The following is a 22643-nucleotide window of genomic DNA, read 5'->3' on the forward strand; positions in this document are numbered from 1 at the left end:
CACCATGAGAAAACCGTCTCTGCCAATCAGAACCTTACTGCCTGGTGCAGCCCTGATGCTGATCGGCTTATCCCCAGGCTTCAGCCAGGCTGGGGTTTTACATTGTGACATCGACTCCGGGGGAGCCATGCCCTTCTCTCCCTACACCCGCGAAAACCCTATCGCCGCAGACCAAAACACACCCGATTATACCGTGGTGTTGTCATTGGATTACGCCCAGTTCCTGCCCAATATGCGCCTGACTTGTACCTCTGATGGCCAGGACTTTACCGCCCCGGCTGCATTTGATGGCATGATTTCTCTCAGTCTCAGCGCCATTAATGACCGTGCGCTGGACTGGACAGGTGAAGCCCAAACCACCAACAACGGCATCAAAATGAAGATGTACATCAAGGCCGTGTCGATTAATGAAGAAACACTGGCGAACAGTTATCCCCCGGCGAAAATGCCGACGGGCAAGCGCCTTGGTGTGGAATATCCGATCATTAATGGTAAAGATGACACCACGCTTGTCCAGTTTGGCGCTCAATATAATACTGATAAGTCGTTGTTTAAATACGATACCAAATACAATTTCGCCATTGAATCCATGCGCGCTGAGCTTATCAAGTTTGGCTGGATGGAGTACGGTTCAGAAGCTGTCATTCCCGCAGGTTCACATTTAACCTTCACTATTGATGGAATGAGCGGAATTGCCACCGTCGACGTACCTTTAGGCTCGGGCGTCTATATTGCTGCACCGTCATGCAAACTCGACGATAAACACCAGGCCGTCGAGCTAGGCAGTATCCGTAAAAGCAGCGGAGAAAGTTACCCTGTGACTGGCCCACTGACCCGCTTTGGAATGGATTTCACTTGCAGCAGCTACACCAATAATGTGGAACTTACTTTTGAGGATGCCAACTCGATCCTTAAAGGCCGTAACATGCTGGTCGCTCATAACCCTGCTGATGGCAAAGCGCTGAATGGCATCGCAGTCGAAATGTATGACAGCCAGGGGCAAACTGTGCATATGGGCGTGAAACAGAATATAGGTATTGGCCAACAGGGTAAAAACACGGCCTCTTTTCAGGCCGCCATTGTGCAGACAGCCGCTGATATCACTGACGCCAACAATAAAGATTTCACCGGTAAATTCACCGCCAAAGCCAATGTCACGATCTCCTATTACTGATCACCACAGGGCCTCCGCTGACTTTCTGCCTCCAGCGAGGCCTTCTTCCTTTGATCTCTCGCGCCGCTTCGTTGATACTGTATTAATACACAGTTAACCGACCCGTACAGCCAACAGGTTTTGTCATGCAACAGGGAGCATCATGGGAGCATTTACCGGTTTTACTCAATCTGGTCTGACTTTCTTACTGCAGCTCAGCCAGAATAATAATAAAGAGTGGTTTGAGGAGCATCGCGATATCTATCAACAGCAGTTGCTCGAGCCCGTTCGTACACTGGTGACAGATTTAAGCCAGGATATGCAGATCATTGATGACCTGTTTGAACTGCGCCCGGCGATTGGCAAAACCATCTCCAGAATGCACCGGGACACGCGTTTTTCCCATGATAAATCAATATATCGCAGCAATATCTGGATCACCTTTAAACGATCACGTAAAAACTGGACCGACGCACCGACCTACTTTTTTGAATTTGGTCAGGACTGGTGGCGTTATGGTCTGGGCTACTACAGCGCGTCCAAAACCACCATGGACCTGTTCCGTCAGCAATTATTGCGTGACCCGACAGGCTTTCTTAAGATAGCAAAATGCATCGAACCCAATTTTACCCTTGAGGGGGACAGTTACAAACGCCCGCTGGTTAAAGATCAAGCCCCGGAACTGGCAGCCTGGTACAACAAAAAGTCCTTTGCATTAATAAGCAGCCATATGGACATGGACACGCTGTTCTCTGATCGACTGGTGAGCATTCTGAGCAAAGATTTCCAAAAAATCGCCCCGCTTTACCACATGCTGATGAAAATTGAAGCAATGAAGAAAAACCAACTGCCGTTTTGATGAACTGCGCGGGGTGATCCCGCGCGGTCTGCTTGCCTCTTAAAACGTATATAAGACGGCCAACGTGGTATTAAAAGAAGAACGCTTATCGACAATCTGGCTTTTATCCGCTTTATCTGTCAATAACGTATAGTCCACTGCGGCCAACGTACTCCATGAGGCAGTAAATTGATGGCTCCAGCTTAACGTCGCGGATTGCGCATATAATCCCCCTGCAGCGTTATATTCATTGAATGATGTATTTTTGCTTTGCTGTGCTGAAACCCCATAAAAAAGATTATTATTACGATGATCGCCGAATAATAAATCACCTTGCAGATCGACCTCGTCTTTATTTCCCTGCCAGAGAACACCTTTTATTGAACCCTGATAACGTACGCCCTGGCTGTCGGTTAAAGGCAGCGTGGTCATGGCTTCAACCGCCAGACGTGGCGAAAATTGATACCCCAAAGTCAATGAGGTATTGAGCACCCCTTTGATATTGCCCATCCCTTTGAGTTTTTTAGACCCGTCACGCCATGAAGAATCACTTTCTGTCCGGCCAGTCCCATAGCCCAGTGAGTGCTCGAGATACAACCCACCGGCTATCGGCAGGTCGTAGCCAATCCCTTTCGTCGAATCAATAAACATCGCCCCACGGTGGACCTGCACCAAGGGTACCGCCCCCCAGGTCGTCTGTGATGACCCGCTGTATCGCGGTTTATTAACTGCCCCCGCACCTAATGAAACATCCGTATGATCGCCCCAAAAACCGCCGTCCGCCGCCTGAGCCGAAAATTGTAAACACCCCGTTGTGATAATTGATATTGACAATATTAAAGAGTTCTTCATTCTTACAGCTCTCCAAATTCTTTTATTTTTTGCTACACAACACGATCATTGTGACCGCGGTTAAGAGCAAGAATGAAGAGGAAACATCAATTTCCGTTGTGTAATTTATCAAGATTTCATCAAGAGAATAAATATGGTTAACGAACGCATTCTGGTTATTGAAGATGATATGGATGCCGCCAATGTTCTTGAGGCCTATCTTTTAAGGGATAATTTTAACGTTGCCATTGCCGGGAACGGAATTCAGGGTCTTGAAACAGCACTTAGCTGGAAACCACACTTAATCCTGCTGGATGTCATGCTACCGGGAATGAATGGCACCGACCTGCTGTCTGCCCTGCGCAAAAGAAGTGATGTACCGGTCATCATGGTGACCGCCATGGGGGATGAGCCGGACAAAATTGGTGCACTGCGCTACGGTGCTGATGACTATGTCGTCAAACCCTATAACCCCCGTGAAGTGGTAGCACGGGTGCACGCGGTGCTTCGGCGCAGCCGCAAGCAAAATGCCCCGGCGACCTTACTGATCCACGAAACGTTGACGCTGGATCTTGACGCTTTCACCACCAAGGTACAAAACCCCGGGCAATCACCCTTGACGCTGGATCTCACCGCCACAGAATTTACGCTGCTCGCCACCTTATTGCGCGCGCCTCACAAAGCCTTCTCACGCCAGGAGCTGCTTGAGGCGTGCTTGCCAGACAGCGAAGCGCTTGAGCGTGTCGTCGATACTCACGTCTATAATTTACGTAAGAAGTTGGAGTTGCAGGGTATCACTGGCGTCTTGCTGACCGTGCGCGCCATTGGTTACAGGTTCAGATAATCATGAAGAAAACATCTACGCACATCTCTCTTTGGCGCTGGATCTGTGTACGCATCCTTTCCCTGGCGATCGGCACCGTCATTCTCATCGCCTTCTGTATGTGGTTGCGTTATGCGGTGTGGTATTTTTACGCCGTTGACAGCATGTCCCCGCAGGTCCGCCAGGAGTTTGCACAACTGAGCCAAAACCCGTCAGAAAATACAGCGCGCTATCACAGTATCATCGACACCTATTTTGGTGAAAAAGCCACCGACCCGTCCATCTCCTCCAGTGACTGGCTGATGCTGGCTATACTGGTTCTGGTGGCGATTCCGCTGATCGTCATTTTGGGTCTGAAGGCCGCACGCCCTCTTTCCAACCAATTTAGCCAGATCGCCATGGCAGCAAAAGCGGTCGCGCGCGGTGAATTCTCTAAGCGTGCGGGAATAGAAAAACAAGCACCCAATGAGTTGACCCAGTTGGCCGAAGACTTTAACTCGATGACGGCTCAGCTTGAACGTTACGAAAATGAACTGCGTGACTCCAATGCCGCCATGGCCCACGAACTTCGCTCACCACTGACAGCGGCTATCGGGCGTTTACAGGGCATGATGGACGGCGTATTCCCGGCGGATAGCCATCAGATCAGTATCGTGATGCGCCAGTTGTATCAGTTGAACCGTTTGATTGATGACCTGCATTTGCTCTCGCTGGCCACCGCCGGAAAACTGACCCTGGATAAAACCCCCTTTGATTTGAATGATCTACTGGATGAACGTGTCGCCTGGATGAAACCCCGCACGGAAGATACCGATTTCACTATCGTTTTTACGCGGCAGAACACGGCAAATTGTCATGCGGATCCCTACCGGATGGGCCAGGTGATTTCTATTTTGATGGATAACGCGCTGCGCTACGCCAGAGAAGGCAAAGTGCTTGAGATCGCCGTGGTACAGCAGGTCAAAACAGTAAACATTACGTTTAGCGATCACGGCCCAGGCGTCGATAATCTTTTTCTCACGCAGATTTTTGAACGTTTTTCACGGGCTGAAACCTCGCGGGCCAGAAACTCCGGGGGCAGCGGTCTGGGTTTGTCCATCGCACGGGCCATCTGTGAGGCACACGGTGGGACGCTTGAGGCCGCCAACGGGCCGCAAAACGGGATGTGTTTTGTGGTCAGTTTACCGGTACAAGAACTCGCCCAACACAACAGCTTTAGCCAACGCAGAGACATCCGATAAAGAAATCGTGGTTTCTGATATACACTTCGCGCAGCCGGAGAACGCGGTTCTCTGAATAATCACTTTTGAGGTCAACATGATATCTGTTTTCGGGCACCTGAATCCTGACAGCGACACCGTTTGTAGCGCGCTGATTGCCGCTGACTGGCTTAATGCGCAGGGACGTCCGGCGCAAGCCTTTCGACTGGGGGAGATAAACCCGGAAACCCGCTTCATTCTGCACGCAGCAGGCGTAGAAGCCCCGCCGTTACTGGCAGAAAGTGTGGAAGATAAAGATGTCTGGCTGGTGGATTTCAGCGAAATGGAGCAAGGCCCGGCTTCGCTGGCACAAAGCAACATTCTCGGCATCGTGGATCATCACCGTCTGGGGACCGTCACTACCCGCAACCCGGCCGAAGTATGGGTTCAGCCGCTGGGCAGCTGTGCCACCTTGCTGTGGCAGTTGATCACCCGCGAAACCGATCAGACGATCACGGCGTCTCAGGCCACGCTGATGCTCGGCGCGCTGCTAAGCGATACCGTCGCCCTTACCTCACCAACCACTACGCCAGTGGATATCAAAGCAGCAGATGAACTCTTTGCCATCAGCCAACTGGACCGTGAAACTTTTATCAGCGGTCTGCTGGCGGCGAAGACCGATCTGGCCGGTATGAGCCCGAAGACGCTTATCAATAAAGACGCCAAAAATTATCACATTGCCGATCTGAACGTGCTGCTGGCGCAAATCGAAGTCAGCAGCTTTACCCAGACCGACGCGCTCTTGCCACAGCTGATTGCCGCGATGGACAGCCAGTGCAGCGAAAGCACGCTGGACCTGTTTGCGCTGATCATTACCGACATCCGCACCAAAAATTCGGTGATCTACTTCTCGCAAAATACGCTGTTTGACGCCGTCTCCATCTCGCTGCCGGGTATGCTCAGCCGCAAGAAAGAGGTGTTGCCGTGGCTGACGACGACGCTGGAAAAACGTCAGGGCGCGTAACCGCCGCCTAAAGATCCACCTCAACCACCGTAATACCGGCTTTCTTCGCCTGTCGGATACAGTCCGCTGTATCTTCGCCGCCGGGGAAAGCCAGTATTGCATCGGGCTTGCTGTCTTCGAGCATAAACAGATTACGGCGCAGCTCCGCGTATTTGCCGTGCATCGCCCAGTTGGCCGGGTAGCGCACTACATGAAGGTCCGCGTCCCTGGCCCAACGCTCTATTACCCCTCCCGAACACTGATGCCCACCGTGGATCACCACCTGTATCTGATGCAACTGTGAATAGAGATCCAATATCCGGGTCATGCTTTTTGCATCGGCATAAAAGCGCCCGGCGCAGATTAAAACTCTCATTACACGGATTCCTGAAGCCGTATGTCTTCACCCAGCCGGTCAATAACCGGATAGGCGACGGCAGCAATATGGTGATGTACCCGGCGGTAATCCCGCAGTACCCGCTGGAAAATATCCCCAGATTCAGCCCAGGCATTTTTATCCTCCCGCAGCTTTTTGAAATGCTCGCGGCTGGCCGAGGCCTCCAGTTGGCGGATAACCTCTTTGCGGTTCACCAACTGATGCGCGGCATACAGATCTTCCCCCAGAAAGGCGCTGATCGCCAAACGCAGGCTGGTGAGGATTTCCCAGTGCAACAGGCGGATGTGGTTCTGTTCGAAGGGGTTAAACAGTTCACCCCGGCGTGCGCGGCGGGTCGCCAGTTGGGTCAGGCTGCTGGAGAGAATATCCCCCGCGTGTTCCACGTTAATCACGAACATCAGGATCTCCTGTGCGCGGTCCGCATCGGTGTCGCTCAGGCCGTCCTGACCGAGGTCAGCCAGATAGGCGCGAATGGCGGCACTGAGCAGATCCAATGACTGATCAACCTGGCGGATTTCGTCCGCGGTGCGTTGCTCCAGCGTTTCAAACAATACGCACAACCGATCGAGCATCATCGCTAACATATCCGCCGCCCGCAGCGATTCACGCACCGAATTGGAGAGCCCGAGGTAGGCAACGTTCAGCCCTGCTTCATCCAGATACAGTGGCATCCCAGGGTCACCGACCCGCTCTTTCTCAACAAACATCCGCTCCAGCAGTCGCGCCAGCGGGCCGGTCAGCCAGATGAACATCAGCGCCAGCACCGCGCTGAAAGCGGTATGGAACCAAACCACCAGCTGCGGCGTGGTCAGCGCTGTTTTGGCCGCCGTCTGCGTCAGCCATGGCAACAGCGCCATCGCCAGCACCGCGCCCAGCACGCGCACCATCAGATTGCCGATCGGCAGACGGCGGGCGACCGGCGAACCGGCATTCAGTACCGGCGGTAACGCGCCACCGATATTAGCCCCCAGCACCAGCACCATCGCCGTGGCAGGCGTCATGACGCCGGTGGCCGCCAGTGAGGCAATCAGCAAAATCACTGCCACGCTGGAGTGGCAAATCAGGGTGAGCATCACCGCCACCATCAGCGCAATCAGGGTATCGCCCTCCAGCCCCTGCATCACTGCATGAAAAACGGGGGTGGATTCAATATGGCCCAGCGTCGCACTGAGCAGGCTGAGCGCCAGCAGCATCAGTCCGAGGCCAATCATGGCGCAACCGGCGCTTTCAAAGCTGGAATTATCGCGCAATTTGAAGATAACAAAGCCAACCATTATGAGCAGAGGAATGGCGAGGGCGGTATTGAAACTCATCAGTTGCACCACCAGCGTGGAACCGATGTTAGCCCCGAGCATCACCGCCAGTGCAGGCGCCAGACTGAGCGTTCCTGCCGCCGTAAACGACGTTGCCATCAGGCTCACCGCCGTGCTGCTTTGCAGAATACCGGTAATGCCAATACCGGACAGCAGCGCCATCCAGCGGTTATTCAGGTGACGCCCCATCCAGTGGCGCAATGGCGTGCCAAACCCGCGTTGTAGCGCGGTAGAAATCATATGACTTCCCCACAGCAACAGCGCAATGGCACCCGCGAGGTTAATTAACAGGGTAGTTCCAGACATGATAATTCCCCCTTATTCAGGGTTGTACGGGTAAAGCGACTTGATGATTCATCGTATTAAAAGCAGGTGCCGCGATACGGTGCGGCACCTGTTGGTTGTCAGACGGTCAGAACCACTGTTTGAAACGGCGGATATAAAACATCTTCATACCCTGCGCCACACAGCAATACGCCAGTAGGGTACCGGCCAGCCACGGGAAGTACTGCCACGGCAGAGCTTGCAGCCCCACCATCGGACCCAGCGGTGAGAACGGTACGTAGATACCCACCGCCATCACCAGTCCGGTCATCAGCATCACCGGCAGCGCGGCGGTGCTCTGGAAGAACGGGATCTTCTGGGTACGCAACATGTGTACGACTAACGTCTGTGACAGCAGCCCTTCAACGAACCAGCCGGACTGGAACAGCGTCTGCATATGTTCACTGTTGGCGGCAAAGACGTACCACATCAGCGCAAAGGTGGTCATATCGAAAATCGATGAGGTCGGCCCAATCCACACCATAAAACGACCGATGTTTTTGGCGTCCCACTTACGTGGCTTCTTCAAAAACTCCTTATCAATTTTGTCCCACGGCAGCGCCAGTTGGGAAATGTCATACATCAGGTTTTGCAGCAACAGTTGGATAGCCAGCATCGGCATAAACGGTATAAACGCACTGGCCACCAGTACCGAGAACACGTTGCCGAAGTTGGAGCTGGCGGTCATGTTCAGGTACTTCATGATATTGCCAAAGGTCTCGCGGCCTTTCAGTACGCCCTCTTCCAGCACCATCAGGCTTTTTTCCAGCAGAATGATATCGGCAGACTCTTTGGCAATATCGGTGCCGCTGTCAACCGAGATCCCGACGTCAGCATCGCGCAAGGCTGGCGCATCGTTTATGCCGTCGCCGAGGAATCCGACAGTATGGCCGTTGGATTGCAACGCTTTCAGCACCCGCGATTTTTGCAGCGGCGTCAGTTTGGCAAACACCGTGCGCTCTTCCACCAGCACTTTCAGCGTGGCGTCGTCCAGTTTTTCCAGCTGTGGCCCCAGCACCGGCTCGCCCGGCTCCAGCCCGACCTGACGACAGATACGGCAGGTAACAACGGCGTTATCCCCGGTCAGCACTTTCACCGCCACACCGATATCACGCAGCGCGGCAATCGCCGGGCCTGCGGACTCTTTCGGCGGATCGAGGAAAGTCAGGAACCCGCGGATGATCAGGTCATGTTCATCCGTCGTGCTGTACTGTTTTTTCGCTTCGCTCTTTTTAATGTCGCGGGTCGCCACCACCAGCACGCGGAAACCGTCTTGGTTGTAGTCATTGGCCAGTTTCAGCAGCGCATCGCGGCGCGCCTCGTCCAGTTCAACCACTTTGCCGTTTTCATGCACATGGGTAGAAATGCTCAGCATCTCTTCCACCGCACCTTTACACACCAGCAGATGATTGGCCTGCGGGTCTTTCACCACAATCGACAGCCGACGGCGGATAAAATCAAAAGGCATTTCATCGACTTTGCTGAAACCCTGCGGTTTAACAAAGCCAGGCGTATTTTCAGAGAAGTAGATCACGGCCTGATCCATCAGGTTTTTGATCCCGCTCTGGTGATGACTGTTCAACCAGGCCAGTTCCAGCACCGACTCATTCTTTTGTCCGTGGGCATCCATGTGGTGCTCAAGAATGATTTTATCCTGCGTCAGCGTGCCGGTTTTATCGGTACAGAGCACGTCCATGGCGCCGAGGTTCTGAATCGCGTTGAGGCGTTTCACTACCACTTTGCGCTTCGCCATCGCCATGGCACCTTTCGCCAGATTGGCGCTGACGATCATCGGCAACATCTCCGGGGTCAGGCCGACGGCCACCGCCACCGCAAACAGCAGCGCATCCCACCACTCACCTTTCATGATGCCGTTGATCAAGAACACCACCGGCACCATCACCAACATGAAACGGATCAGCAACCAGCTGACACTGTTCACACCCCGGTCAAACGCGGTCTGGGCGCGGGTGCCCACCATCGCTTTGGCCAGCGAGCCGAAGTAGGTGCGCGGGCCGGTTGCCACCACGACCGCCTGCGCCGTGCCACTCACCACGTTGGTGCCCATAAAGCAGATGTTCGGCATGTCGAGCAGATTTTCTTCGTCTTCTGCCACGGCACTGGCCGATTTTTGCGCTACATCGCCCAGCGTGTCGTACTTTTCCACCGGCAAGGCTTCACCGGTTAAGACAGCCTGGCTGATAAACAGGTCACGAGACTCAATCAGCCGCACATCAGCCGGGATCATATCCCCGGCGTAGAGCTGCACGATGTCACCGACCACCAGTTCACGCATCGGGATTTCGTGCAGTTTCCCCGGCATCGCCGCGTTATCACGCCGCAGCACCGTCGCGGTGGTCCGCACCATCGCTTTAAGCGCTTCGGCGGATTTCGCCGAACGGTATTCCTGCCAGAAACGCACCAGCCCGCTCAGGCCGACCATCGTGCCAATGATATAAACGGAGGTCAGATCGGCGTCCTCACCGGCACGCATTGGCAGCCAGAAATCGGTGAAAAAGCTGATAACCGCCAGCACGGCTAACACATAAATGAACGGATTATTAAACGCCTTTAACAACTGGACCACCACATGAGGTGGCTTATCGTGGGCGACTTCGTTGTAACCCTCTTTTTCCAGCCGTCCGGCGGCGTGCGAATTCAGCAGGCCATCCCGAGTGGCATTGACGTTGAGTAACGTCACGGCCACGCCGTTTTTGGCTTCCTGAACAGCGCGCATGGAGAGCTTGTTGTCCTTTGGTTTTTTCTTTTGCGTGTTTTTGATTTCTACAGTCATGGTGGTGCTCCTGTCGCCACACAACAGAGAGTATTTAACGGGGTCCCGGATAACAGGCAGCCGTCAATATTCCGCATCGTTTAAAGCGATCGGTTTTTAATTAATTTCGCGCAGGGTTTCCTGCCCTTTAATAAATAAAGGGGTGTAACCTTATGGGGTGTCTTTTATTTTCGCATGGCTTCGCCGCCCTCTATTTTCGTTAATAAGAAAAGCGAGAGGATAACGTTCAGGCGTTAATAATGACGGAATTCAGAACGTGCGTGCTGGTCTTACACAATCGGCTCAACCGGCGTTCACGGCATGAATCAGGCAAAGAAGGATCGACTATGTGGGTCATCGCTATCAGAAAAGGAGCAACGCTGTTCCAGCTGGCCGGTGACAGGACTGACACGCCAGTTGGTGACTCGCTGGTTCAATTCATTGATTTTAGTCGAAAAAATTGAAACGGAGTGTTTTTTACGCGCAGCCAGAGTCCGATCGCGGGAGTGGCGAACACGCAACGTGGATGTCAGTGAATTGACATCAGGGAAAAGAGTCGATTTGAAGTTCATAATACACCTCGGGACCGTGAACGTTCAGGTTGAGGTGTTTAGACGCGAGAGCGTCAGGCTCTGGCGAGGCACACCCAAACGATGAAACGATCACAATCGATTTCATGTTTAATATTCCGAATGGCGTTATCGGCAACATTCGGGAAGCTACTAGATACAGTGTCCATTAGTCTCTTATGTTAAGTTTAGAAAGGCCGCTACTTCCGGCTCGTGCAATCTACCCATGCACTCTATTATTGTCAACTGTAAATTAGGATTAATAGCATCCGTTTATATTCCGTCGATATTCAGCGCCGAAATAAGGGGAATGCCAATTAATCCTCTGACACATTATTCACTGAATATTAAACGTCTGATCCATTAGCCTGAACTGATTTCGCCAGCGCCCCGATATCTTTGCTTTCCAGCACATAGCGTCCTGCCTCACCCCGCGCTGCGTTAAGCATGGCCTGGCCGAGGATTTCGGTCGTGATGATCTGGCGGGGAAAGAGTTTACGGGCGAGCGCCAGCAGCGGTTTGCTCAGACGGTAGAAAATCCGGTAGCTGGCCGTTTTCGACTCAATACCGTGCAGCGGCACAATGATGCCGGGGCGAAACAGACAAACACTGGCAAAAGGCAGTTTCTGCAAGTCGTTTTCCGTCCGACCTTTGACCCGCGCCCACATTACACGCCCTTTCTCTGAGCTGTCGGTGCCTGCGCCGGAGACATAGGTAAAGGTCATGTTGGGTGAGTGAGCGGCCAGCAGCTTCGCCACGCCTAAGGTCATGTCATAGGTTTCCCGGCGATAAACCGCTTCGCTCTTACCTGACGACGACATACCCAGGCAGAAGAAGCAGGCGTCATAACCTTTCAACTGCTCTTCTATCATTTCCGGGCGATACATATCCGCCAGCAGCACCTGATGCAGTTTCGGGTCGCTCTGCGTTAAGGATGTGCGTCCTACGGCGGTAACCTGTTCGACGTCTGCGGCCAACAGACACTCACGCAATACGCCCTGCCCGACCATACCGGTCGCCCCGAAGATGATGATTTTCATTGCACTGCTTTTCCTCTGCCCGCCGATATGGCGATGAGCGGCCAGCATACGGTGTTCTTCGGGCTTATGTGATGGTAATTCGTGGCTTTATCGGGTTTGGCGCAGCTTAGCCGGTTTGCGTCAGCAAGCCCTCCCGGTGAAACCAGAGCATCTGTATCTGATGACTTATAACATCATCGCTAAAAAGGAGCCGAAAATGGCCAGCAGACTGGCAAACACGGCGTGCATTCCGCGCAGTAACGCGGCAAAAACCGCGATACCCAGCGAAGCAACGGAAACAATCACGCGTGACGGGTTTTCAATGACATATCCCAAAAAAACTTCCATGCCCTGTGATTCCTGAAAAATATTTCAAAATATTGCAAGAGCTTAACATGCTGAGATGTCAGGCCGATTTGCTCTTTACAGGACATTACTTTTATGTGCTGTCACCACTCACTCCGCCCCTCTTAACGGTTCACGTTACGCAGTGCATTACAGGGTAAACAACGCTATTATCCGGCCACAAAAAATGTTGTTAGCATCCGCAATTTGTTCATTAATCGCTCATAAACACAATTTTCGTAAAAATTACATGCAACCCAATGAACCAAGCTAAAACGTCCGAGTCTACTGGTCACCGCAATGATGAGAGATAGATCTTGCGCAATAATAAAAAAATCACCAAGGAGTCAGTGTTGAAAGCGTTAATTATTTGTCGGGATAACATTGGTGACACCATTATCTCCACACCTTTGATTAGAAGCGTTTCAGAGGAGCTTAATTTTGATGTGGATATTCTCGCCAACAGCTACAACGCCGCAGTGCTCGATCGCAATGCCAATATAAATAACGTCTATACCTATAAAAAGACCCACCATCGCGTTGCCGGTGAATCCGTGGTGAAAATTATACTTAGCCGCCTTGCCCTGATGGTTAAATTAAGAAGGCAGCACTATGACGTTGTTTTTATCGCTAAAGGTCGTTGGGATAAAAGAGTATTGCGTTGGATACCGTTAATTCGTCCCACAAAAGTCATTGCGCTGGGTCTTACTGAACACCCACGGATCACCGATCTGGTGATCCCGCCAGAATCCTGTAATGAAAATTGTGTGCAGCGTATGCACCGTTTATTAGAACCTTTTGGTGCCAAAGAAGCGCCTGGCCCGCTGGAGATAACGGCAGATCCGCAACAAGTTATCGCGACGCGTGAAAAGTACGGCATCACCCAGACTTTGCCGGTCTTCGCTTTACACATAAGCTCCCGCAAAATAAGGCAACGCTGGTCAGCCGAAAACTTCGCTGCTCTGGCCCACCGTATTGCAACCATGACGCCCTGCCAGTTGATGCTGTTATGGTCGCCGGGGGATGAACACAACCCAAGACACCCCGGTGATGATGCCAAAGCGGCCGACGTGATGTCACTTTGTGCCGATCTGGCGATGATCGCAGTCCCTACTCTTGAGCTTGACGAGATGATAGCGGCGACAGCGCTTTGTGATTTTCTGGTCTGCAGTGATGGCGGCGCAATGCACGTCGCTGCCGGGCTTCACAAACCTATCGTCGCACTTTTCGGCAACAGTGATCCGATCAGTTGGGCACCGTGGGCAGTACCACACAAAGTTATTCAGAAGAGCGATGAGAACGTGATGTCTATTTCGGTAGATGAGGTCTTTGCTGAAGTCCATCATTTAGCGAAGTCCGTTGGAATTACGCAATAAAATATTTATTAATTATCAAAAAAACAGAGGCCTGTGTTACTGGCCTCTATTTTATTAAATCATTGACATAAATATCAATTAATCTGCACTGCCCGCGCCAACCTGTTATTTATTGCCCGCCTTCACAATATATTTACGAATCGGCGCACCGAAATCCTGCACCATCGCCCACCGCTCAAATATCTGGCTGTCAGATTATTTCATAAACCACAGCATCTTTATCGCCGTAATAGCGACAGCGGGGATCTGTGTGACCTTCCCCTGAAATCATAGCAAGGGTTATTCTACGATTTATAAACCTACAGACTTACAATTTACAACTTGTGGTTTATTATCACTGTCGAAATTCATTACACATCCTTCACCATACTTACCATAAACCATAGGGACAGTGAATTTATTGGTAGCCAAAATATCCTCTTTTGTTGGGACGCCACCTTCAACCGATACAGCCGTTTGTGTACCCACATTATAATCCTGACTAAAAAAATTATCGGTTATTGTAGCAGGTCCCTGGCTCGGAACACCGCGCAAACCAATAGAGGATCGGTTAGACGTACCATAGCGGCCATAATCAAACCAGTTATTTTGAATATTGACATACTCTCCACCAATTTCGCCGCTTTTGTGCATATCAAATTGATGGTATGCGCCATATCCCCCACCGTTTAATACTAAATTTGCATGTGCATAATATCCTTCTCCAGCAGATCCACTTCCTGCAATAGCATGCCTGTTAGCGTTGAAAACGTTACAGCTAATTTCAACTTGAGCATTGCCATTCTGAACAACGATGCCATAGCCTAATTCAGATTTAATATTATTATGAATATAGTTATGGTGGACCGTGTTACTTTCTGATTGCTTAATAGATATTCCTGCCCAAGGCCAGCCATAAATTTCATTGTTATCAATCTGAACCCCCTGACTGCCAGGCAAAGTCTGCAGCCCGATAGTTTGAGCGTTTGTATTACTCTCCTGGTAAGGACCTTCTATTCTTAGGCCTGTCAATCTCGCATGACTCTTAATCATAAATACAGGATAGTTATTAGCATTTTCATTGAGGTAAGGCGTTTTTAACAAAGCCCCCTCACTTCCTTTCTCGCCGCGATCGCTAAAAATCGTCTGATTTTCATTAATAACGATGGCATTTTGCTGGCTTGGGATTTCTATAGTCACATCCGGTGGGATATAAATATAGGTAATACCCTGGGCCAATTGACTTTTCAATTCAGCATATGTGGTGGCAGTTGAGTGGGGAACAGTGTTTTTATCAAGATATTTTGTGTACCCAATTCCGCCACCAAGAATGTCGCACATCTCCGCATGAACACTTTGAGGCATAGCTATAAAACCTAGCAATAGCATTAGGATATTTTTCATCATAAAACCTCACAATAGATAATTACACAGACATTAATTTAGGATAGTTAAATAACAGGGTTTATTCTCTATGAGCTTATAAAAGCTTACAGTATAAATACTATGGCTTACCCCCCTAATTAAATACAGTGCTCACCTGTTTTTTTTGTGATTATCGTCTCAATTTTAGTCCATTCAAAAGCAATAATAATCGATTTGTGGACTCCCACATCTCAATTTACCGTTGCATTTAACGTTACGCGTCAGAAATAGAGAAAAGCAGCGTTGATATTGGCTTCATTTTACAAATTTACATTCGCAGGAGTTCGCAGGAGATAAGGAGATGAGGAGATGAGGAGATGAGGAGATCACCTGAACTTTCAGGTGATCTCCAACTTTTAGACCATCACTTTTAAAATGTCAGTTACTGACCTTTGAGAAGGTATTCCTGACTGCTTTTACTTACCTTACCAGGAGTACTTACCGCCCATCTGTCCCTGCACGCTGGAGTAATCATCCTTACCCGCCTGAACGCCGGTATTTATCCATAATTGCCAGTTTTTACTGACGTTGGTCTGGGCACCCACTTTCACCTCATACCGATTTACCGGAATATTCTGGTCTACCGTCGTTTCATCCATCTGGATGCTGTTGCTGCTGCCTCCGTGCCACCAGTTCAACTCAACGTAGGGTTGGGTGAGGGCCGCGTTTTCTATTTGGCCGTAAAAACGTCCGCCTAACCGGGTAGTGACACCGCCTGAGTCCTGGCTATGAATTTGCGTGCCATTGGCTTCACTGTGGTCACCCTGACTGTAGTTGGAGTAAATCGTCTGGAACTGCGGCTGCAAATAAAGCGCGTGCGCCTCACTCACCGCAATGTCATAGCCCGCTTCCAGCGACCCGGTCCAGTTATGACTGTGGTACTTCTCTTCCGGTAAGTCACTGCCGTTGACCGTGTTATGGAAGGTGCCGTACTGCACCCAACTGTCAACGTACGGCCCGGTTTTCTGCTCCGCGGAGCCGCCATACCAGGTACCGTAAAGACCAAAGTTGTATCCCTTCAGGTTACTGTCCGTCGACCCGCTGACACCCTGGGCATCGCTGTGCGTATCCACGTCGGCATACCCAGTCATGACCCCGGCCTTTATCTGCTGATTACCAAAGTCATGGCGGTAGATGTCACTACCAACCCGCAGGACTGCCGTGTTTGACCCGGTGGAAATCGCCCCGCCCGCCGCTTCGCTGTTGACCCGTCCGGCATCAAAGTGTGCCCAGGTCGCTGGCGCATCGTCGCCGGTCTGACGATTTTCACCATTGCGGTCATGCATCGTCGTCAGAAATACGCTGTTGGCCAGGCTCTGGTTGGCCAGATAGGCTCCCGCCTCCGGACGCAGTACCGGTGTCTGTGGGTCCGGCCCCGGCTCTCCGGATTGTGAACGCAGATACCAGTTGCCGTCGTTCACCGTCGGCGTGCCCTGATAGAGGGAGTACTCATAGGCGCCAGCAACGGCACGGCCCTGCAGGGCAAAAGTGCCACCAGACTGACCTTGTACGTTCACCACCTCAATGCCATTTACCGTCTGTTCGCCCAGACCGTGCATATTATTCACAGTGACCTGCGTACTGCCGCTGGTGTTGCCTTTGATAATCAGCTCGTCAGTGGAAGAGCTGTCACCGTTTAGCTCACTGTTGAGCCACAGCTGACCGCCGTCACTGTTATAGTTACCGTCCACCGTCAGCGTATTGCCGACGGCGTTGTTGGTCAGGTCAACCACCCCGTTGTTCGTCAGGTCGCCGGCAATCAGCAGCTGGCTTGGCGTATCGCTCAGCATCCCGATGTGACCGCTGTTGACGACAGAGCCGCCGACGCTGCCGTTGCCGCGCAACGTACCGGCCGTTTCAACATACACTGTGCCGGTGCTGTCCAGACTGCCTGGCGCATCACCAATCTGCAGCGTCCCTTCGCTGATGTGAGTATCACCGCTGTAGGTCAGGCCACTGTTCACAATCAGCGTGCCGCTGCCTGTTTTAGCAAGCCCGCCGCTGCCGCTGATGACGTTGGTCAGCGTCCAGTCGGTTGCGGTATCGAGCACCACCGTGCCGTTGTCGGTCACGCTGGACGAGCCTAATGTCCCGGCCCCCAGAGCGGTTAACTGCGTCCCGCTGGCCACGTCGACATTCCCACTCAGAGTATTGAGGCTGTTACTCAGGCTGACCTGTGCACTATCCTGCAGGGACAACGTACCGGCACCACTGAGCTGATTGCTCAGGGTACCGGTCGCGCTCAGCAGGTTCAGGGTACCGTCAAGTGCAATATCACCAGTGCCGAGGCCCTGGGTATTATCCAGCTCAACTTCTGCAGGTGCGGCTATCAGTGTCGTGGCGCTCATTCCAGCATTAGCGCCGCTTATTTGCATCAGCCCCCCTTCCAGATTGAGCTGACCTGCGCCGGTTAATGTGCCCTGACTGACACCACCCTGCGCAATGGTCAGGACGCCGTTACCCATATTAAGGCTGCTGCCCGCCACACCGTGCAGTGTGGTGATGGTCTGGGTTTTACCGTTGACGTCCAGACCTGCGCCATTGGCGATGCTAACGTCAGCCGTATTGCCCAGCGCATTATCACTGCCCAGCTGTAAAGTACCGCTGCTGACAATGGTATTGCCGGTGTAGTCGTTGTCGATATTATTAAGTATCACCGTGCCCGCACCCTGCACGTCGAAATTACCGGCACCGGTGAGCTGAGCACTGAGTGTATTATCCTGACCCGGCTCATTTTGCAGGGCGAGAGTCTGGCCCGCGTTGGCCTCCAGTTTCAACAGGTCATAGCCTATCCAGACGCCGTCGCTGGTCACCACAGCACCGTAATTATAGGTGGCAATACCGAGCTGAGTACCGTCGCTGGTAATATCCACCAGGGTTGGGGTGCTGACGGGTGTAACACCATCATAACTGTATAGAGACAGGTGATTGCCAACACCACTTACTGTGCCGGTGGTATTGACCGCCTGTATTGTACGGATGGCATCCTGGTCAAAATAGGAAGCATTTACCGAAATGACCGGTGGTGTCAGCGTCGCAGGAATATTGACGGCTATCGCGCCTCCGGCGCTGGCATCCAATGTTTGGGTGGTGAGCGTATAGGTATCGGGCGGGTTGTTATTAATCCTCAGCGTTCCGCCGCCGGTCGTGAGCCCACCAATACTGCGGTCAGCGTCCAGCGTCGCCATACCGTTTGGCGACAAGGCTAAAGTGGCATTCGTCAGTGCCTGCGCGCCGTTGGCATCGAGTAACATGTCCCCTTGTTCCATTTGCACTGTGCCGGTGAAGGCTGAACCTGTGGAGCTGGCAAAGGTGAAATCGTCGTTTTTACTGTTCTGGTTAATCTGCAACGTACCGTTGCCGCTCAACGCATTATTGAAATCACTGCTGAAATTGTTCAGCGCAAGCTGGCTGCCGGTGCCGTCAAGTTGTACGCCCGCGCTGCCAAGCTGAGACGCCTGTGTGACGATAGCACTGCCGGTAATGTCCCACGCTCCCGTAAAGGCGGTGTTGTCGCCACCCAGTGCCACATCCGTTCCGCTGATGAGTGCTTTACCATCGCCACTCACCGCGTTGGCAAAGGTGGCGTTATTGAAAGCCAGGTCAAGCGTGCCTGCGGCATTTATCAGTGCCGTACCGGCCCCAATAGCCTGCGCCTGGGCCAACGACAAGGTTCCGGCATCAATAACCGTGCCCCCGCCGTAGGTGTTCGTGCCGCTCAGCGTCAGCGTGCCCGCGCCGTCCTTCGTGACGTTACCGGTACCGGAAATCACGCCGTTGTAAGCTGACGCATCGCTGCGGTTAAACACCAGCGCGGCGTTGTTGACGATATTGCCCGTCAGCGCACCGGCCGTGCCGCCATTGCCGACCTGCAATGTTCCCGAGGAAAGCGTGGTATCGCCGGTAAAAGTGTTATTACCGCCCAGCACGAGGGTACCCATGCCGGTTTTACTCAATGAACCTGCGCCGGAGATAACGCCGTCAAACTCATTATTCGCCGTGGCACTCACTACGCCAAGAGTGGCATTTCCAAGGGCAATGTTGCCCGCTCCGCTGAGGGCATTCACATTTTGGTCAAAGCCGTTCAGGTCTAAGGTGGCTCCGCTGGCGACGTTGACACCGCTGCTGGCATCAAGCGTATGGGCAGCGCCTGTGGTCAGGGTCCCGCCGTTAATTGCGGTAGCGCCGCTGTACGTATTCACGGCGGAGAGAGTTAAATTACCGTCGCCGGATTTGGTCAGGCTCTTGCCGTCCCAGCCGGTGGTCGCGTTAGCCGTCTGGTCAGACAGCGTCACGTCAACGTTAAAATGGTCGGTCGGCGCGCTGAGGGTAAAACTACCGTTGGAGCCCGAAGTGCCGGACGTCCAGGCCAGTTCGCTGCCCACGCTGTAGCTCAGGTTGTCAGCGGATTTTTTACCGTCAACCAGCAGGTAATCTGGGGCATCGGTCGTCCCAAAGTTCACGCTGGCGAAATCGCCGGTGATACCCTGGGTAGTCTGCAATACGGTGGTACGCGACTGCGCCACCGCACTGGCGGTGTCGGGCGTGTCGCTGGACAAGCCGGTAACGGTGAGTGCGGAATCGGTACCGATTGCGATGCTGTCGGCCGTTATCAGTGGCCCGCCGGTGGAGATATCAACATCCAGGCCGCCGTTGAGGGTAGCGGCACCGCTGGCGGTCAGCCGGGCGGCATCTTCCAGTTTGAGGGTGGCCTGGGCGGCAACGTTGAGGGTGCCGGTGTTAAACTGGCCGTTTTGCGCAAAATCGAGAGCTCCCTGATTCACATTGACGGCGCCCTGCGAGGATCCCGCACCGGTCAGTGTCAGTGTCCCTGCACCGGCCTGGGTCAGGTTCCCCGTCCCGCTCAGCACAGCATCTTCCGTGTAGCTGTTAGCATGGTTAACGACCAGGGTGCCGTTGTTGCTGATATTGCCTGCCACGCTGCCGGTAGTGCCACCATCACCCATTGAAAGGGTACTGCCGCTGTTGATGGTTGTCTTGCCGGTGTAAGTGTTATCCCCTGTCAGAGTCAGGGTGCTGGCCCCGTCTTGTGTGAGGTCACCGGTGCCGGAGATAATGCCAGCATAGGCGAGGTCATCGCTGTGGTTGAATATCAGCGTACCGTTGTCAACAATAGCCCCGCTGACCATGCCGGTGGTGGTGCCATTCCCCAGAGACAGAGCAGCGCCGTTGTTGACGGTGGTAGAACCCGTATAGGTGTTATTACCAGTGAGGATTAAATTGCCGGGACCGGACTGGGTCAGACTACCGGTTCCGGAAATCGCAGAGGAATAAGTCAGGTCGCCGCTGTGGTTGAATATCAGCGTACCGTTGTCAAGGATATCCCCGCTGACTATACCGGTTGTTCCGCCATTTCCGAGCTGCAAGCTACCCGCCTCGACAGTTGTCAAGCCCTGGTAGGTGTTATCATTGCTGAGTATCAGGAGTCCTTCGCCGGTCTTCGTCATGGCTCCCGTTCCCGAGATAATGCCACTTTGGCTTGCCGCCCCGGCGTTAACAATCATGCCGGTGTCCTGATTAAGCACGACGGCATTCGTCAATGAGACACCATCAAGGTAACCGATATCGCCGCCGTTACCACTGATAGTCCCGCCCCCCTGATTTGAACTGCCAAATACTAAGGTTCCCTCTTCATCGCTCCAGTTAATATTCTGCGTAGCGGTACCGTCAAGCGTCCAGGTGCTGCTTCCCTGTTTCTTGAAATTATCAAAATTACGATATTGTGCGTTTTGCCCAATCGTGCTGACGTCAAACGTATCGCCATCAGAACCGGGGTTAGCCTCACCGCCCAGAACAAAGGTATCATTTGAGTCACTGGTAGCAATGACATTACCAATAATGCTGGAACCTTCTTCCAAAACAAGGCTATTATTATTATAATTATTGAGGAGGCCGCCAAATAAAATGGCAGTTCCCGACCCTCCAATTATTTCACCTGAGTTAATTATCTCTAAACCGCCGAAACCATTAATCGCGAGGCCATTTGAACTTATGATACCTTGATTAACGACAGTTTGGTTGCTGTGGACAAAACTGATTGCCGCTGAATTTCCCGCGTTAATTATGGTGCCACTATTTTCAATGGTATTGCCATAACCCAGTACTGATAAAGTAATTGGAGTGCCGTTGGTTTGTGATACCAATGCATCTTTACCAATCGTAATATGCGAGTCGCCAGCCATTGCTATGGCAGAATTATTTGATGATGCTGATATCACTTGCGCACCGGGCTGCAAAATAATATTGGCATTGTCACCAGTAGTAATCCCCGCGTAACTACCGGTATCAAGGATAGCGTCGCTATCTATCGTTACCGTCGCACCGGTCACACTGCTAAAGTCCAGCGTGCTACCAAAAGGGTTCGGGGAAGAAGTATCACACTCCGCTGATGTGGTTGTAATAACACAATCAGCCTGTGCCATCCCGCTTATTCCCGCTAATACGGCAGCAGAAAGAAAACGCAAAGCAAAGGAGTGAGTGGTTGATTTTATTAGAGAATGACTTCTCTTCAGATGTATCATAAATAGTGCCTTTAAATTTAGTCAGTAAAGTTAAAAAGTTAATATTCAATTTTTCATCAAGACATCGCTGCTGGTATTTTACGATGCTACTAATTACTCATCATAAAAGTAGTCGTTGAATTTGGAGGCATCACTGTAAGACAACCCTATAACACCAACTATTTCACACGCTGATACTGGCTGATACTGGTATGGCGGAGGTTATACTCTCAGGCAGTTTTTATGTCTATAGACAGGCATATTTATATCAGACAGGCAGAGAGACAGATTAAAAATAATTATAAAATCAGTTTATACATTTGTCGCATGAATGAATGCCGTATCACATCATGCTATTCTGACTGTTTCATGTGGGCAATAACTCATTCAAAACGAGAGATGCCTGACATGGCAACATGAACCATGCATAATAGTTAATGTTCATCATCGTTAACGTTAACTGTAAATATTTCATGATGTCATAAAAAAACAACCAGATAAAAAACCATCAATGAGGAGAGTCGGATTTATAAATTCAAAATAGCAATGAATTAAATATTTAACTGGTTATAGATGCTGCCGATTTCAGTCAGCAAGATGTAAATCATTTTTTCGATACAAAACCCTCCCGCTTCAGGCGGATTATAGATGGCGCAAGGATATTCAGTAGGCTTGTCATCATTCAGGCACAGTTCCACCTCGCAGAGTGGTCAAAAAATCACAATCACGGCTTTCATAAAACCAAGATTTATATT

General features: G+C 51.8%; 15 protein-coding genes. 6 read left to right on the forward strand and 9 right to left on the reverse strand.

The features are described 5' to 3' along the window. Positions 1 to 4: 4 nt before the first annotated feature. Positions 5 to 1174 (forward strand): fimbrial protein, encoded by a 1170-nt coding sequence (locus EAH77_RS01320; protein ID WP_140470003.1) that lies wholly within the window; start codon positions 5 to 7, stop codon positions 1172 to 1174. A gap of 139 nt (positions 1175 to 1313) precedes the next feature. After that, positions 1314 to 2012, forward strand: a complete 699-nt coding sequence (locus EAH77_RS01325; RefSeq protein WP_140470004.1) for a DUF2461 domain-containing protein — start codon at positions 1314 to 1316, stop codon at positions 2010 to 2012. A 39-nt stretch (positions 2013 to 2051) separates the two neighbouring features. Here EAH77_RS01325 and EAH77_RS01330 read toward each other — a convergent pair whose 3' ends face one another. Beyond that, positions 2052 to 2825 carry a MipA/OmpV family protein gene (locus EAH77_RS01330; protein WP_431306743.1) on the reverse strand — a complete coding sequence of 258 codons (774 nt, stop codon included), beginning with the start codon at positions 2823 to 2825 and terminating at the stop codon, positions 2052 to 2054. A 151-nt stretch (positions 2826 to 2976) separates the two neighbouring features. On the opposite strand from EAH77_RS01330, the gene EAH77_RS01335 reads away from it, so the two are divergent. The 3 genes from EAH77_RS01335 (at position 2977) to EAH77_RS01345 (ending at position 5868) form a co-directional block, all read left to right on the forward strand. Then, complete coding sequence (locus EAH77_RS01335) at positions 2977 to 3666, forward strand: response regulator (protein ID WP_140470006.1); 690 nt, start codon at positions 2977 to 2979, stop codon at positions 3664 to 3666. A gap of 2 nt (positions 3667 to 3668) precedes the next feature. Further along, positions 3669 to 4886, forward strand: a complete 1218-nt coding sequence (locus tag EAH77_RS01340) for a sensor histidine kinase (RefSeq protein ID WP_140470007.1) — start codon at positions 3669 to 3671, stop codon at positions 4884 to 4886. Between the two features lie 76 nt (positions 4887 to 4962). Continuing rightward, a complete protein-coding gene (locus tag EAH77_RS01345) occupies positions 4963 to 5868 on the forward strand; it encodes a manganese-dependent inorganic pyrophosphatase (RefSeq protein WP_140470008.1) in 906 nt (301 codons plus the stop codon). A 7-nt stretch (positions 5869 to 5875) separates the two neighbouring features. Here the strand turns inward: EAH77_RS01345 and EAH77_RS01350 are convergent, their stop codons facing one another. From EAH77_RS01350 to EAH77_RS25080, 6 genes are all read right to left on the reverse strand, one after another. Next, entirely contained in the window at positions 5876 to 6223 is a 348-nt protein-coding gene (locus EAH77_RS01350) for an SLOG family protein (protein ID WP_140470009.1), read from the reverse strand. Next, on the reverse strand, positions 6223 to 7863 hold the full coding sequence (locus EAH77_RS01355; protein WP_140470010.1) for a Na/Pi cotransporter family protein: 1641 nt from the start codon (positions 7861 to 7863) through the stop codon (positions 6223 to 6225). Before EAH77_RS01355 ends, EAH77_RS01350 begins: the two co-directional genes overlap by 1 nt. 106 nt (positions 7864 to 7969) lie before the next feature. Beyond that, complete coding sequence (gene mgtA / locus EAH77_RS01360; RefSeq protein ID WP_140470011.1) at positions 7970 to 10675, reverse strand: magnesium-translocating P-type ATPase; 2706 nt, start codon at positions 10673 to 10675, stop codon at positions 7970 to 7972. A gap of 305 nt (positions 10676 to 10980) precedes the next feature. Beyond that, positions 10981 to 11226: a hypothetical protein gene (locus EAH77_RS01365; RefSeq protein WP_140470012.1), complete on the reverse strand. Its 246-nt coding sequence runs from the start codon at positions 11224 to 11226 to the stop codon at positions 10981 to 10983. Between the two features lie 344 nt (positions 11227 to 11570). Further along, positions 11571 to 12263: an NAD(P)H-binding protein gene (locus tag EAH77_RS01370; RefSeq protein ID WP_140470013.1), complete on the reverse strand. Its 693-nt coding sequence runs from the start codon at positions 12261 to 12263 to the stop codon at positions 11571 to 11573. Between the two features lie 165 nt (positions 12264 to 12428). Then, positions 12429 to 12590: a hypothetical protein gene (locus EAH77_RS25080; RefSeq protein WP_161985754.1), complete on the reverse strand. Its 162-nt coding sequence runs from the start codon at positions 12588 to 12590 to the stop codon at positions 12429 to 12431. Positions 12591 to 12940: 350 nt separating this feature from the next. Here EAH77_RS25080 and EAH77_RS01375 point away from each other — a divergent pair, with 350 nt between their 5' ends. After that, positions 12941 to 13963: a glycosyltransferase family 9 protein gene (locus tag EAH77_RS01375; RefSeq protein WP_140470014.1), complete on the forward strand. Its 1023-nt coding sequence runs from the start codon at positions 12941 to 12943 to the stop codon at positions 13961 to 13963. Between the two features lie 291 nt (positions 13964 to 14254). Here the strand turns inward: EAH77_RS01375 and EAH77_RS01380 are convergent, their stop codons facing one another. Together EAH77_RS01380 and EAH77_RS01385 are read right to left on the reverse strand one after the other, a co-directional pair. Next, positions 14255 to 15349 carry a right-handed parallel beta-helix repeat-containing protein gene (locus EAH77_RS01380; protein WP_241673371.1) on the reverse strand — a complete coding sequence of 365 codons (1095 nt, stop codon included), beginning with the start codon at positions 15347 to 15349 and terminating at the stop codon, positions 14255 to 14257. A 443-nt stretch (positions 15350 to 15792) separates the two neighbouring features. Next, the gene (locus EAH77_RS01385) at positions 15793 to 21810 is read right to left on the reverse strand and encodes an autotransporter outer membrane beta-barrel domain-containing protein (protein ID WP_161985755.1); all 6018 of its coding nucleotides are present in this window, start codon (positions 21808 to 21810) and stop codon (positions 15793 to 15795) included. Between the last annotated feature and the right edge of the window lie 833 nt (positions 21811 to 22643).

It is taken from the genome of Ewingella americana, assembly GCF_006438725.1.
Taxonomy (GTDB): domain Bacteria; phylum Pseudomonadota; class Gammaproteobacteria; order Enterobacterales; family Enterobacteriaceae; genus Ewingella; species Ewingella americana_A.

What these genes read in the sequence shown, in the direction of transcription:
- EAH77_RS01320 (WP_140470003.1), top strand. Translation starts at nt 5, where the DNA reads ATGAGAAAACCGTCTCTGCCAATCAGAACCTTACTGCCTGGTGCAGCC.
- EAH77_RS01335 (WP_140470006.1), top strand. Translation starts at nt 2,977, where the DNA reads ATGGTTAACGAACGCATTCTGGTTATTGAAGATGATATGGATGCCGCC.
- EAH77_RS01340 (WP_140470007.1), top strand. Translation starts at nt 3,669, where the DNA reads ATGAAGAAAACATCTACGCACATCTCTCTTTGGCGCTGGATCTGTGTA.
- EAH77_RS01345 (WP_140470008.1), top strand. Translation starts at nt 4,963, where the DNA reads ATGATATCTGTTTTCGGGCACCTGAATCCTGACAGCGACACCGTTTGT.
- EAH77_RS01350 (WP_140470009.1), bottom strand. Translation starts at nt 6,223, where the DNA reads ATGAGAGTTTTAATCTGCGCCGGGCGCTTTTATGCCGATGCAAAAAGC.
- EAH77_RS01355 (WP_140470010.1), bottom strand. Translation starts at nt 7,863, where the DNA reads ATGTCTGGAACTACCCTGTTAATTAACCTCGCGGGTGCCATTGCGCTG.
- mgtA (WP_140470011.1), bottom strand. Translation starts at nt 10,675, where the DNA reads ATGACTGTAGAAATCAAAAACACGCAAAAGAAAAAACCAAAGGACAAC.
- EAH77_RS01365 (WP_140470012.1), bottom strand. Translation starts at nt 11,226, where the DNA reads ATGAACTTCAAATCGACTCTTTTCCCTGATGTCAATTCACTGACATCC.
- EAH77_RS01370 (WP_140470013.1), bottom strand. Translation starts at nt 12,263, where the DNA reads ATGAAAATCATCATCTTCGGGGCGACCGGTATGGTCGGGCAGGGCGTA.
- EAH77_RS25080 (WP_161985754.1), bottom strand. Translation starts at nt 12,590, where the DNA reads ATGGAAGTTTTTTTGGGATATGTCATTGAAAACCCGTCACGCGTGATT.
- EAH77_RS01380 (WP_241673371.1), bottom strand. Translation starts at nt 15,349, where the DNA reads ATGATGAAAAATATCCTAATGCTATTGCTAGGTTTTATAGCTATGCCT.
- EAH77_RS01385 (WP_161985755.1), bottom strand. Translation starts at nt 21,810, where the DNA reads ATGGCACAGGCTGATTGTGTTATTACAACCACATCAGCGGAGTGTGAT.